The 12,734-nt window shown below is 53.6% G+C and carries 13 protein-coding genes; 5 read left to right on the plus strand and 8 right to left on the minus strand.

Annotated features, from left to right (window positions below; all coding sequences use genetic code 11):
• Positions 1-269: 269 nt before the first annotated feature.
• The 7 genes from HQN87_RS19425 to HQN87_RS19455 all read right to left on the minus strand — a co-directional run bounded on the left by HQN87_RS19425 (position 270) and on the right by HQN87_RS19455 (position 6,385).
• Positions 270-602 (minus strand): hypothetical protein, encoded by a 333-nt coding sequence (locus HQN87_RS19425; protein WP_173136753.1) that lies wholly within the window; start codon positions 600-602, stop codon positions 270-272.
• Positions 603-661: 59 nt separating this feature from the next.
• Positions 662-1,411, minus strand: a complete 750-nt coding sequence (locus HQN87_RS19430; protein WP_173136754.1) for a WecB/TagA/CpsF family glycosyltransferase — start codon at positions 1,409-1,411, stop codon at positions 662-664.
• Positions 1,408-1,926, minus strand: a complete 519-nt coding sequence (locus HQN87_RS19435) for an NUDIX hydrolase (RefSeq protein ID WP_173136755.1) — start codon at positions 1,924-1,926, stop codon at positions 1,408-1,410. The genes HQN87_RS19430 and HQN87_RS19435 overlap by 4 nt, the downstream gene beginning before the upstream one ends.
• A 28-nt stretch (positions 1,927-1,954) precedes the next feature.
• Positions 1,955-2,833 carry a hypothetical protein gene (locus tag HQN87_RS19440; protein ID WP_173136756.1) on the minus strand — a complete coding sequence of 293 codons (879 nt, stop codon included), beginning with the start codon at positions 2,831-2,833 and terminating at the stop codon, positions 1,955-1,957.
• Positions 2,834-3,375: 542 nt separating this feature from the next.
• On the minus strand, positions 3,376-4,299 hold the full coding sequence (locus tag HQN87_RS19445; RefSeq protein ID WP_173136757.1) for an ADP-ribosylglycohydrolase family protein: 924 nt from the start codon (positions 4,297-4,299) through the stop codon (positions 3,376-3,378).
• Positions 4,300-4,352: 53 nt separating this feature from the next.
• Positions 4,353-5,351: a Gfo/Idh/MocA family protein gene (locus HQN87_RS19450; RefSeq protein ID WP_173136759.1), complete on the minus strand. Its 999-nt coding sequence runs from the start codon at positions 5,349-5,351 to the stop codon at positions 4,353-4,355.
• Positions 5,352-5,668: 317 nt separating this feature from the next.
• On the minus strand, positions 5,669-6,385 hold the full coding sequence (locus tag HQN87_RS19455; protein ID WP_173136761.1) for a YceI family protein: 717 nt from the start codon (positions 6,383-6,385) through the stop codon (positions 5,669-5,671).
• A gap of 141 nt (positions 6,386-6,526) precedes the next feature.
• On the opposite strand from HQN87_RS19455, the gene HQN87_RS19460 reads away from it, so the two are divergent.
• The 4 genes from HQN87_RS19460 (at position 6,527) to HQN87_RS19475 (ending at position 10,030) form a co-directional block, all read left to right on the plus strand.
• Positions 6,527-7,207: a response regulator transcription factor gene (locus tag HQN87_RS19460; RefSeq protein ID WP_173136763.1), complete on the plus strand. Its 681-nt coding sequence runs from the start codon at positions 6,527-6,529 to the stop codon at positions 7,205-7,207.
• Complete coding sequence (locus HQN87_RS19465) at positions 7,195-8,607, plus strand: sensor histidine kinase (RefSeq protein WP_216857369.1); 1,413 nt, start codon at positions 7,195-7,197, stop codon at positions 8,605-8,607. The genes HQN87_RS19460 and HQN87_RS19465 overlap by 13 nt, the downstream gene beginning before the upstream one ends.
• Before the next feature lie 103 nt (positions 8,608-8,710).
• On the plus strand, positions 8,711-9,214 hold the full coding sequence (locus HQN87_RS19470) for a hypothetical protein (protein ID WP_173136767.1): 504 nt from the start codon (positions 8,711-8,713) through the stop codon (positions 9,212-9,214).
• A 75-nt stretch (positions 9,215-9,289) separates the two neighbouring features.
• Positions 9,290-10,030: a hypothetical protein gene (locus tag HQN87_RS19475; protein ID WP_173136769.1), complete on the plus strand. Its 741-nt coding sequence runs from the start codon at positions 9,290-9,292 to the stop codon at positions 10,028-10,030.
• A 94-nt stretch (positions 10,031-10,124) separates the two neighbouring features.
• Here the strand turns inward: HQN87_RS19475 and HQN87_RS19480 are convergent, their stop codons facing one another.
• Positions 10,125-11,063 carry a DUF6612 family protein gene (locus tag HQN87_RS19480; protein WP_173136771.1) on the minus strand — a complete coding sequence of 313 codons (939 nt, stop codon included), beginning with the start codon at positions 11,061-11,063 and terminating at the stop codon, positions 10,125-10,127.
• Between the two features lie 208 nt (positions 11,064-11,271).
• Between HQN87_RS19480 and HQN87_RS19485 the strand changes: the two genes are divergently transcribed.
• The gene (locus tag HQN87_RS19485) at positions 11,272-12,729 is read left to right on the plus strand and encodes an amidase family protein (RefSeq protein WP_173136773.1); all 1,458 of its coding nucleotides are present in this window, start codon (positions 11,272-11,274) and stop codon (positions 12,727-12,729) included.
• Positions 12,730-12,734: the final 5 nt, after the last annotated feature.

Here is a 12,734-nt window from a genome sequence, read left to right on the forward strand (position 1 = left end):
GTATTTATACCGTTTGACTCTTGCGTCTTTTTGGCAATATAAGGATTTATAGGCTTCGCGCAATAAAAATCCCTCATCTTTCTCGCTGAAACGTATGTCATCCTTTTGGAGGACAGCGTGGCCGTTTCCACTTGTTGCATGGGGCTGGTTAACGCGCAGCTTGCTGTCTTCAGGCAAGGCAAACTTCCATCCCCTGTTAAACTGCTGCTTACATTGGAACGATAACTTCATAGGCGAAGCAGCTGCTCTGCCGCAGGCAGGTGCTTGGTTTACAAACGCCGGGCCTTGGCGGTTAGCGGTTTTCTTTTACGGCCGAACAGTCTTACATATCGCTTCCTGGTATACAGCACATCCGCCGATGCCGTAAGGGTGTCCTTTACCTCGACGAGTACGGCCTGCGTTTCCTTCACCGCCTGCTTCATCCGTCCCAGCTCTGACTTGACCCCTTCTTGTCTCAGCTTCGCCTCATCCAGCGTCTCCTGCACATTCGTCTTGAACTCATCCACCGGGGCCTTCAGCCCGTCCACTGATTGCTTCACACCGTCCAGCGACTGCTTCAGGCCATTGATGCTGCTCTTGAATTCCTTCAGCGGGTTGCCCATGTCGTCTCCTCCTCAATTCTCTTATAACTATATTACCCAAAATGGAGGGGCGGTTTACATTACTTGCGTATCATCGTCCGGAAGACGAATTTGGGCAGAGCAGATTGTCTGCGCCAGCGTGATTTCTGGCCTTTGGCGACAGGTGAGAACAACAGCCTGTGCGCCCACTCCAGATTAAGCTTTTTCCAGATGGCCGGTGCCAGCTTTACTTTGCCCGAAATCACATCCAGACTCCCTCCAACACCAAACACAACCTTAACCCCCCGCAATTCTTCTTTATTCTTATACAGCCATTTGTCGGAATAGGGTGCACCCATGGCAAGAATGAGAACCTCCGGCTTGGCCTGCCGAATATCGGTGATGATATCGGATTCCTCTTCTAGTGTAAAGAATCCATGATGCCTTCCGGCAATCTTCACCTGCGGATAGCGCAGGGTAATCTGCTCCACCGCCTGTACGCTCGTTAGTTCATCTGTCCCCAGAAAATAAAAACTCCACCCACGCTCATTACCCTGTGCAAGTAAGCTCAGCAGCAAATCGTAGCCGGTTACCCGTTCCGGAATAGGCTCTCCTTGTCTTCTTGCCGCCATCACAATGCCGATCCCGTCAGGCACAATCAGATCTGCCGAGCCGATAATCTCCCGGAGTTGTTCATCTGTCTGGCTCGCAAGTGTTATCTCCGGATTCGCCGTAATGAGATGAAACATTCCTCCCTGAGCGTCCATAATATGTTCGTCCAGCAGCGAGGTCGTCTGTTCAAGCGTAAGTTTGGAGAATGGAACTCCAAGAATGCAAACCTTGTCCTTCATTCTATCACCTGTCCTTCCCAATCCTGCAGAATTGCCCACTGTATCGCAGGCTCTCCCAGAACCGAATGCATCGTACCCGTATATAACTGCTTGTTATGTATCCCTGTCTCAAGATAATGTGCTATCACTTCTCTGGTGGAGGCGGTTACAGGATATTGATTAAGCGCACTGCCGTTCACCCACATCAGCCGTCCCTCGTCACTCTCAAGTATTCTACTGCCCACTACTACCCTGCCTATAAAAACATACTGAATACGAATCTCCCGATTCTCCTTCACCCGGTGAATAATATAACGCAGTGACAGATCATTAATACTGTGAGAAGTTAATCCGGTTTCTTCCGCAATCTCTCTCAGGCAGGCCTTCTGCGGATCACTGATTTCCTGCTCTTCGAGATGCCCGCCAACAGGGACGAGATGCCCGGAGAGGAATGTAGCCTCTGTTTTCTTTTGAAGAAATAATATCTCTTGCTGCTCATTGAATAACAATGCCACAGCCATTTGTCTTAACTGCATTAAGGATCGCCTCCAGCAAATATGACAATCATCCCTCCATATACTTCCACCACTCCACCAGCCAAGGCTCCTCTATGCCGCGCAGGCGTAACTCCTCCAGTAGCACCTTGCGGACCCGCTTCTCCATCTTCACAAAGCTGTTATCCTCCTGATACATTGCCACATAGGATGCATCTTCTCTGAGATATAACCAGAAGTCGTTCATACAATCAAGTACCCTCTTCCCCACCGGGAGCTGCTCCGCTACTGGCACAAGCCATTTGTCATACGGGTAGGGGTACCCCTCCACTGTGATCGCACAACGTAGAGCCCACTTGAACACCTCCACCGCCTGAAAAAGAATCGGAAAGGCAGCTCCGCGGCGCACCGGGTTATCCAGGCTTTTGGCAGCACTTCGAAGGTCTATGTAGGCATTTTTCCGTATGCTCATTAGAAGCTCCGGAGGAAGCGGGAGGAATTGCGCGAACAGCGCCTTCACGTCCAGCGGGTCATGGTATATACAGGAGACAGAGGCGTTCCACAGCCAATCCATTTGCCCCTTCAATAGTGCCTGCTCCAGCCCGGATAATCTCAAAAGGGTATAGTGTCCCGTCTTCCCGCCGGGCAGATGCACATCAACAAATAGACTGCTCTGCTCCGGGATCAGCCCCGCTCGTTCGAATCGTCCAGTAATGGATTCATAACATTCCTCCCGGCAAATAAGGATAATATCGATATCCGAGATGTCATCTACGATTCCGAGGGCGGTTGATCCATCCAGCAGTATGCTGATATTCATGGAATCCTCTACGATAAGCGGATGATTCAATATGTCGGTTAGGATATAGCTGCCGATTTCCTGAAGTAATTCGTTATTCTGCTGGTGGTTATCCGGCTTCAGTAACAGATTGGATAGACTTGCAGTCAACAATACACGCCCCCTCCGCATAAATGAATAGCCTCAGCCTGCAACTAATCCGCACAGCTAAGGGTGTCCGAGTATTATAACATATTTTAGGAGAGTCGCAGTCTTGTCCTTACGGACGAACCATTAATTGGATTTTCAACACTTATTGATTCTGGCATTTCTGCTTTATTGGATTTAGTTGGATTTTCAACACTTAATTATAGCCATATCTGCCATATCAGCTAAATCAAGCCGAAGTAAGCTGCATTTTTCCAACTACTGCCCCTACATTACGGGTTCGCCCAGAATTAAATGACGTTTTTCCACTTAATGGAGTTAAGGGCACCTTAAAGTTTCCAGAGTTTCCAGAGTTTCCAGAGTCGCCAGAGTCGCCAGAGCCGCAGCCATACCAGCACTTTCCGCCTCCTTACTTTTTCCTGTAGCCCCGTCCCGTCCCCTCTCTCTCCTTATGCAAAAAAAGGCTGAGTGCCCCATTACAGATGCACCCAGCCTGCCTCATGCCAGCTCCCGGTTATTTTACCCGTTATGCCAACTATTCCCCGTCATTTCACCCGCTCGGTATACAACCGCCCGGCGTAGTCGCTGATCCGCTCACGCATCGCCAGCTTGCGGCTCCATTCGGCGGGGATGCCTTCAAGCCCGTAGTACGCACCGGCGATCTGGCCGTAGACTGCACCGGTGGTGTCGGCGTCATTGCCGAGATTCACGGCGAGCAGTGCGCCTTCAGCGAAGCTGGAGGATTTGTGAAAAGCCCATAGCGCCGCTTCAAGCGACTCAACCACATAACCCGAGCCTTGAATCTCCGGCGGCTCTTTCATCCGGTAGGAGCCATGCTTAATATTCAGCATATGCGGCGTCAGACTATCCTCCTGCAGCCACCCGCCAAAAGCATCCGCAGCCAGCATATCCTGCTTGCTCCAGCCGTGCAGCCCGGCGAGAATATACGCCGCCAGCAACCGGCAAGCAGAGACACACTCAGCCGCACCATGCGTGGTCCTTGAACTAAGCGCCGCTTTGCGGATGGCCTCGGCGGGATGCTCCGCATAGTACATCACCACCGGAGCCAAGCGCATAATCGAACCGTTACCGGCCGAATGAGGATCATCTGAACCGCTGAACCCCTCACCGCTCCTTTCAAACTGATGCAGTGCTGCACGCGTCGCATTCCCGATATCGAAGCATTTCCCTGTACTGCTAAGGACGCCTTCGCGGTACCACTTCACATAACGCTTCATCTGATCTACAGGATCACAGGCCTGCACCGTTAGCAGACTCTCCGCAAGGCAGAGCGCCATCGAGGTGTCGTCCGTCCACTGACCCGGCTGCAGGGCAAAAACCCCGCCGCCCACAATATCCGTAAGCGGCTCGAAGGTTCCAGGTGCCTGGAACTCCACAGTAGTTCCCAGCGCATCGCCAGCGGCCAGACCTTGCAGGCAACCCTGATAGCGGTCAGCAATCAATGTCATCTGATATCCCCCCTTCCTCATCAGCTTATAGATGGATAACACGAACAGCGGGTTTATTCACCGGGATACTTCAGCCCCCACTGTTCACGGACTTTATCCAGCAGCTTCATTAGCGCCACGGATTCATCCAATGTCATCACCGGGCTCTCGGTAAGCCCAGCCTGGAGACAGCGGCCCACCTCTTCCGCCTCGAAGGAATACCCGACCGAAGAACGGTCATCTTCAAAGGTCTCTACCAATTCGCCGTCCACATAGAGCTCAGCCGATTTCGGATTGACCAGAGTGCCTTTGACTATGATATGACCTTCGGTTCCGTAGACATAGGCTTCCTCGTGCATATTCAGACGGATGCCGCCGTTCAGTGATGCCGATACACCATCGCCGTAGGATAGCAGCAGCGAGAAATGCTCGTCCACACCGGTCTCCCCGATATGAACGGTACTGGATACCGCTTCGGGATGGGGCCCGAGGACCATCGAGGCGAAGGAGACAGGATAGATCCCGACATCCAGCAGTGCCCCGCCGCCAAGAGCCGGATTCAGCAGACGCCCTTCCGGGTTCCAGTCCGCACGGAAGCCCAGATCCGCCTTAACCAGCCGAACCTCACCAATACGTCCTGCCCCCAGCCATTCTCTAACCTTGACATTGGCAGGCAGATAGCGGCTCCACATGGCTTCCATCAGGAACAGCTTTTGCTCCCGGGCATAGGCTACGACTTCTTCCAGTTCGGCGCTGTTCACAGTAAAAGGCTTCTCGCAAAGCACAGCCTTGCCTGCACGCAGCGCGAGCAGCGCATTCTCTTTGTGGAACGGATGCGGCGTTCCGATATATACAGCGTCTACTTCAGGATCGTTCACCAGTTCTTCGTAGGTTGCATACGCCACCGGGATGCCGTGATTCCGGGCGAACTCATCTGCGCTTGCCTGCGTACGTGAGCCTACCGCATAAGCCACGCCATTGCTGGCATGGGCCAGATCTGTTGCGAACTGATGGGCGATCCAGCCTGTGCTGAGAATGCCCCATTTTATCGTGTAAGCGTTATCTTCTGTCATTAGTGTGATCCTCCTCTTAATGAAGCTCAGGTCCCTCTGATTCTATCAAAATCTCTCCGGCGTGTACATGTTCCCATCCTGCCTGACCCAACATTTAGTCATATCGCTCCATTTTGATTTTGCCATGCAGACCACTTTTGGCCTTTCTTGCGCAATCAGAGGGATTTGTCCCTCTCCTATTTAAGTACCTCCCACTTCCGGCGGAGCTAGAGGATGTCCTCGATATCTTATTTTCCTATTACATCAAAAAACTCCCCCCGCAGCCGCGAATCCACGGTAACGGGGAGAGTTCCCTTTGTCATTCTTGCAACTTTATATTATTTGCTCAGTACAAGCTCCAGACGCACCTCAAGGTTATTCTCGGTGTCCAGCACGATGGAATGCGGATTGCTCATGCCGAAATCTTCAAACGTGACCATGGTGGTGCCGGACAGCTTAAGCTGTCCGCCGCTGTATACGGCTTGTGAGTCGAACGTAACTTCCTTCGCTATGCCTTTAACTGTCAGCGTACCCTGCAACTGAACCGGCATTGCTGTGCCCTCCGTCCATTCCTTCGGAAGCTCGGAGAAGGACTTCACCACAAAGGTGGACTCCGGGAACTCCGCAACGGACAGGAAGTCCGTTCCCTTGACATGCTCGTCCCGCTGGCCGTTGCCGGAATCCAGCGCACTCATCTCTACCGTCCCTTCGCCCGTCATGGCGCTGGCATCCTCCAGCTGTACATTCCAGGTTCCCTTAACGGAAGGGTCAACGAAGTTCACGGTTTCTTTGGATGTGGTCACGGACAAGTAGACTTTGGACGGTTCGGCAATGGTCCAGGCACCGTTCAGCTGTTCTGCCGTAACCGCAGCACCTGTTGCTGCGGCCGCATTTGCAGTTCCCGCCTTCTGGGTCTCCGTTCCCTGGCTCTGCTCAGGAATAACAGATTCGATCTCAACATTATTGCCCAGACTATTGTTAAGTAACACGAATGCTGTGATGGCTCCTGCGATGACGACTACGGCTGCACTTAAGGCAATGGTTTTCTTCTTCATTGTATTCCTCCATCCTATTTCTCTGTATCCCTATCAGGCTTGATTCCTATTCTAACAAAGCAATATGTCGGGAATAAGTCAAAGCAGACAAGCCGGCAATATGATAGAATTGTCGTAATTTTAACTAGGAGATTGAATGCTATGAAATCAATTCTAATTGTAGAGGATGAGGAGGCCATCGCACGGGTGCTTAGTGCCTATCTGCGAAAAGCGGGCTTCCACGTTACCCGTGCCGCAGACGGCCGGAGTGCCCTGGAAGCCTTCGAGGAAGCGCCGCCCTCGCTGATCCTGCTCGATATTATGCTGCCGGAGATAGACGGCTTCGAGCTGCTCGCACAGATCCGCGAGAAAAGCAGCTGCCCTGTCATCATGCTCACTGCCCGGGACGGCATCAAGGACCGGCTCGCAGGGCTGGACGGGGGAGCCGATGACTATATGTCCAAGCCCTTCATTCCCGAGGAGGTTGTCGCACGGGTGAATGCAGTGCTGCGCCGCCCCTCCCAGTGGTCGGACGGCAGCCGCAAACGCCATTTCGGCAGCCTGTTCATTGATTACTCGGCCCGCAGTATATTTCTGAACGGGGCGGAGGTCAGCCTTAGCCCGCGTGACATGTCGGTGCTGCTGTTCCTGGCCGAGCGCCCGAATCAGATCTGCACCCGGGACCAGCTGCTGGAGCATGTGTGGGAGATGGATTATGAGGGAAGTGACCGGGCCGTCGATCTCTCCATCAAAAGACTGCGCCAGGCGCTCTCCCACTGGCCGGACAGTGAAGGCGAAATCCGCACCCTGAGAGGAACAGGTTATCAATTATGGACAACATGAATAAGAGAGCCAGGAAGCATACCTCCATCCTCTCGTACTGGACGCTGCGTTATCTGCTGATCATCAGCATCGGGCTGCTGCTGACCGCGCTGTTCACCTTCTGGTGGATACAGCAGGAGGCCATGAACAACCGGATGCAGACTACCGGTCTGCTGGCACAGGAGATTGCCGACCGCAGCGTGGGTACAGACGGCAAATTAGCCATTAACCCCAGCCTAGATAAGCTGGTTGAGGACCGCAAGCGCTTTTTCAAAGTGACCACAGAGATGTGCGTAATCATCACCGGACCTGCGGGCGAACTGCTATACTCCTCGCCACCGATGACCGGAGAAGAAATGCGTTATAAGCTGAACGATAGCCTGACCGATTCACGTACTCCGGAATACAAAGCTGCTGCGGCACAGATCCGGGGAGACCAGGCCACACTCGGGCAAGTACTGGTCATGCAGTCCAAACGCTCCCTGCGTCACATCCCGCAGGAGGAGATTACCTTCTTCTCCATTATCATCGTCTTTCTGATCATCTTAAGCTGGCTGACGATCTACCTCCTATCCATCAAGCTGGCCAAGCCGGTGCAGCGGGTGGCCGCTGCCGCCGCGCAGATCAGCAGCGGCCAGTATAATATTGTGCTTGAGACCGGAGCCAAAGAGCGGGAGATTCATGAACTGCTGGTCTCCTTCCAGGAGATGGCCGCCAAGCTGCAGCAGTTCGAGCAGTCGCGGGCCATTATGCTGGCCGGAGTGTCCCATGAACTCAAGACCCCGGTTACCTCGATCAAAGGACTGCTTCATGCGGTCCGCGAGGGAGTCGTTGAAGGCGAAGAGGCCGGAGAATTCCTTGATATCGCTTTGCTTGAAACCGGAAGGCTGCAGCATATGGTTGCCGATCTGCTGGACTACAATGCGCTGACCGCCGGCATGGTTGCCGTCCGCCACGACAAGCTGGAGGCTGCCCCGCTGCTGGAGGAAATTCTCTATCAATGGAAGCTGACCCAGAGTGAAGACGTCTGTGAGCCCATCCTTCATCTGCCGGAGGCCCACCTCCTTCTGCGGGGTGATCCGCTGCGTATCCAGCAGATTATCGTGAATCTGCTGAACAACAGCGTGCAGGCGAAGGCCCCGGACCGCAGGCTTCAGCTGAAGCTTACGCTTACAGCCACACCGCAGGGAATGGCCGAAATCATTGTCTCGGATAACGGGCCGGGTATCCATCCGGACAACCGGGAGCGGATATTCGAAGCCTTCTTCCGCAGCTCCGGCAAGCAGAGCGTGCTGCGCGGACTCGGGCTTGGCCTCACCTTCAGCAGGCTGCTGGCCGAGGCGATGGGTGGCACTCTGGAGCTTGGCAGCACTCCGCAGCAGGGCTGCTCCTTCGTGCTGCGGCTGCCGCTTGTAGTGTGAAGCCTTGGGGAGCGGGCACAGCAAGCTGCTATGTAGTTCAGCCCCCACTGCCATGCTATAATCAACTGATGATTTATATTCAAATGGAAACCGGAGGCTGTATATGCTTACTTTTGAACAGAAATTAGCGATTCTTGATTCCTATCCCCAGCTTGAGGCGCGCAAGGTCTCGCTAGGACGGGTGAATTACCACCTGGAGCAGAGCCGGCATGACAAGAAGACGGTGGCTTCGCATATTCATCCTAACGGCAACGGCTTTGTCTATGCCGGTCTGCTGCGGGGCTACGAGACCGATGATAAGGGACTGGTGAATATCCGCGATTATTCGGAGGCTGCGCTGCGCGAGCTGCTGGATGCTTCGATCACTTCGCTGCTGATGTACATTCCCGTGGCCCCTGCTCCAGCCAAAAGAAAGAAAAAAGCGCAGCAGGGTGCTGCCGAAGCGGAATCGCTGTGGAACAACGAAGACGGACATACGCTGAGTCTGAGATTCGAGGAGGATCTGTGGTACCTTTATGCCGGGCTCCAGCTGGAGATGGCGTTTGAAACGGTAGAGGAGGCCGAGGAATACTTGGCTGAAGAGGGTTTTGTCCGCACAGAAGACTGACAGCTCCAGCTATAGCATATGCTATACTAAAGTGAATGGTGATTTCCATATATTTCACAACAAGGAGGAACAGCAATGAACAACCCGGAAGGCGGAACGCCCTTCTCGAACCCAGGGGGGCCGGGCCAGGAGCCTGGAGGACCTCAGCCCCAGCGTAAAGTATCCGAGCAATGGAACACCCTGCTCCAAGATGAACGTGTACAGCAGGCGCAGCAGGTAGGCAAACAGTATTGGAGCTTTTATCTGAACGCCCTTACCCGTCCGTACAGCACCATGAAAGAAGTCACGGCGGCTCATTTCATGAACAGTCTGATCACAATGGGTCTGACGGCAGTACTGACAGCCTTGTATTTCCTTACCTGGTTCATCAAGTGGGACGTCTCGGCAGTCTTCGGTCCCGGATTTCTGAAGCCGCTTCTATTAACTGCAGTAGGCCTTGCTGTTGCCTGTGCAGCTACCTATGCCGTACTCCGGGTGGAGAAGGTCAGCTTCGAGCTCAAACTGCTGATCACACGGCTAGGGACTCTACTCGTTCCAGCAGTGGCGCTGCTGGTACTGGCTATTCTGTCGCTGATGATCAGCCTGCACTCTTTCTCGACTACACTGCTAGTGCTGTCTTTCCTGTTTGTCTTCATCAGCATCAACACGGTGATGTTCCAATATCCGCTCCATACCACCAGCCGCAGATTTGACACGCTGTATCTGATTGCCATCGCCAATATGGTTACCGGATATATTTTCTACAAGCTGATCGCATCCGTCATTGCCGGAGCAGCCTTCGGACTGTTGAACAGTATCTCGCCGTTTGGTCTATAATCCGCTTTACAAGCAGAAACGGCGTTGCCGCCCCTTAAGAGGGTGGCAACGCCGTTTCTGCTTGTTGTTCTATTGTTCAGCTCGATACGCTCGATTAAGGAGTTGTCGGAGCTGCGGGAGCTGCCGGCATCTCGATTTCTTTGGCATCCAGTGCTTCCTGCGGAATCTTGATTTCGGTAACCTTGTTATGATCTTTGATGGTTGCAGTCATATTCATATCCATCGACATGGTTTGTTCTCCGCTGGTCATATCCATGACCATGGTAACATCCGTCTTGGTTGGATAATACGTCTTCTTGTCTACAGCGTAAGAGATGTTCATGCTCTTGATGTTCATCTGCTCCATCATCGCAGCCATCTGCGGGTCAGCGCTGCCGCCCTGGTTCATGTAACTCTTCGCCAGTTCCTTGACACTGTCACCGGATACCTCTGCGGCCAGCAGATAATTATCGCCATCCTCAGTGATCTTCGTTTGCTCGGAGATCGCCTTGAACTGCTCCAGCTGCTTCTCAGGACTTGCGGACTGCTGCATCGCGGCAACAACCTGCTCACTCATCGAAGAAGGCATCTTCATCCATTGGCCGTTCGTCATGGAGTAGAAGCCGTCCGCAGTCACGTACTGCTCCATCTTCTGATCGCCTTGGCCTGCCAGCTTCATCTCAATCTCCTGATGCATTTGCAGCGGGTCCTTCGTGAATTGAGATTTAATAGTCATATCTGTAGCTTGCTCTGTGTTCTGATCCCCTTGTTTCATCACGATCTTCTGCTTCACCTGCGAATCCATAGCGAAGCCCTTCAGCTCTGCTCCGGCAGCAGCCGTCTTCTGAATCAATTCATCTACCGTTGGAACTCCATCCGTAGTCTGTTCAGCAGGCGCTGCCGATGCGGAAGCTTCAGGCGCCGTGGTTGCAGCAGCTGAAGATGGAGCGGCGGTTGCAGCCCCCTCCGATGGTTTGGCCTCCTCATTATTGCCGCAGGCAGCCAGGGCAACGGATAGAGCAACACCCATACATAACGTAGTCCATTTCTTCAAGTTCGATTCCTCCTAGTGATATTGGCAAGTCTTGTTAAATCATGTCATGTATTTAACCACAGTAGGGTACTTCTTAATCACCTTTTAAAGTTAACACGCAAAGTGAAGGTCCGCCGGACGGCAAAAACAACACTATGAACACAGCCAAAACTGTGTTTAGATGTAGGAGAAACTACACAATCATAAAGGGAAAGAAGCGTGAACCCGCATGAGTTTTGAAATCGTAGAGGCTACTATATCTGAGATTGGGGCTGCTCTGGATACCGGAGAGATCACTTCCAGACAATTAGTCCTGATGTATCTTGAACGCATAGCCGATCATGACAAAAGCGGCCTGACGGTTAACTCCGTGCTGGAGATTAATCCAGATGCGCTGTTCATCGCTGAATCCCTCGACACGGAGCGCCAGCTTCAGGGTCCGCGCGGACCGCTGCACGGCATCCCGGTGCTGCTGAAGGATAACATTAATACCGGGGACAACATGCATACCAGTGCGGGCTCGCTCGCGTTGGCGGATTCTTTTGCCGGAGAGGATGCCTTCATCATCAGCAGGCTGCGCGAGGCGGGAGCTATCATTATGGGCAAAGCCAACATGACGGAATTCGCCAACTTCATGACGAACGGCATGCCCTCCGGCTACAGCTCCCGGGGCGGGCAGGTGCTTAACCCCTACAATATCTCCACTCCGACAGGCGGCTCCAGCGCCGGGTCTGCGGTAGCGGTCGCCTGCAATTTCTGCACGGTATCCGTTGGAACAGAAACCTCCGGCTCCATCCTCAACCCCGGCAACCTCGGCTCTATTATAGGTATTAAGCCCACGGTGGGGCTGATCAGCCGCTCCGGCATTCTGCCGCTCTCCAGTACGCAGGATACCGCTGGACCTATGGCTAGAACGGTCCGTGATGCTGTGCTTCTGCTGAATGCCCTGCTCGGGCAGGATGAGAAGGATGCCGCCATGGGCACTAACAGAGGCAAGGTTCATGAGGATTATACTGTCTTCCTGGATGCCAACGGACTGCAAGGGGCCCGCATCGGAATTCCGCGCGATTATTACTTCGAGGAGCTGACAGAGGAGCAGCTGGCGCTGTTCAATGCCTCTGTGGACAGAATGCGCGAGCTTGGAGCAACTATCATAGATCCGGCAGAGATTACCACGGCGCGGGAGATCAGCTATTCGTCCGTGGTGCTGAATGAATTCAAAACCTCGCTGAACGCTTACCTGGCGCGCCTGGGTCCGGGTGCCCCCATGCGCACCCTGAAGGATATTATAGACTTCAACCATGCCCATCCGGTGCAAACGCTGAAGTTCGGGCAAGCTACGCTGCTGGATGCTGAATATACGACCTCGGGCACCTTCACCGAGCCGCAATATCTGCGTGACCGCATGACGGATCTCCGGCTCTGCAAGGAGCAGGGGATCGACGCCACGATGCGTGAGCATCAGCTCGACGCCCTATTGTTTCCCGCTGACTTCGGCGCACGGATTACCTCAAGAGCCGGCTACCCGTCCATCGTTGTACCGTCAGGCTATACCTCAGCCGGGGCCCCTTTTGGCGTAACCTTCTCTGCCCGCGCTTATGAGGAGCCGGTGCTGATCAGGCTCGCTTACGCGTATGAACAGAACTATAAGGTGCGGAAGGCCCCCTCGCTGAAAAGCTTCATCTGACCCGG

It is taken from the genome of Paenibacillus tritici, from assembly GCF_013204885.1.
Classification (GTDB): domain Bacteria; phylum Bacillota; class Bacilli; order Paenibacillales; family Paenibacillaceae; genus Paenibacillus_AQ; species Paenibacillus_AQ tritici.

Excerpts from the sequence above, each read along its gene's own strand:
- HQN87_RS19425 (WP_173136753.1), bottom strand. The coding sequence starts at position 602 with ATGGGCAACCCGCTGAAGGAATTCAAGAGCAGCATCAATGGCCTGAAG.
- HQN87_RS19430 (WP_173136754.1), bottom strand. The coding sequence starts at position 1,411 with ATGAAGGACAAGGTTTGCATTCTTGGAGTTCCATTCTCCAAACTTACG.
- HQN87_RS19435 (WP_173136755.1), bottom strand. The coding sequence starts at position 1,926 with ATGCAGTTAAGACAAATGGCTGTGGCATTGTTATTCAATGAGCAGCAA.
- HQN87_RS19445 (WP_173136757.1), bottom strand. The coding sequence starts at position 4,299 with ATGACATTGATTGCTGACCGCTATCAGGGTTGCCTGCAAGGTCTGGCC.
- HQN87_RS19450 (WP_173136759.1), bottom strand. The coding sequence starts at position 5,351 with ATGACAGAAGATAACGCTTACACGATAAAATGGGGCATTCTCAGCACA.
- HQN87_RS19455 (WP_173136761.1), bottom strand. The coding sequence starts at position 6,385 with ATGAAGAAGAAAACCATTGCCTTAAGTGCAGCCGTAGTCGTCATCGCA.
- HQN87_RS19460 (WP_173136763.1), top strand. The coding sequence starts at position 6,527 with ATGAAATCAATTCTAATTGTAGAGGATGAGGAGGCCATCGCACGGGTG.
- HQN87_RS19465 (WP_216857369.1), top strand. The coding sequence starts at position 7,195 with ATGGACAACATGAATAAGAGAGCCAGGAAGCATACCTCCATCCTCTCG.
- HQN87_RS19470 (WP_173136767.1), top strand. The coding sequence starts at position 8,711 with ATGCTTACTTTTGAACAGAAATTAGCGATTCTTGATTCCTATCCCCAG.
- HQN87_RS19475 (WP_173136769.1), top strand. The coding sequence starts at position 9,290 with ATGAACAACCCGGAAGGCGGAACGCCCTTCTCGAACCCAGGGGGGCCG.
- HQN87_RS19485 (WP_173136773.1), top strand. The coding sequence starts at position 11,272 with ATGAGTTTTGAAATCGTAGAGGCTACTATATCTGAGATTGGGGCTGCT.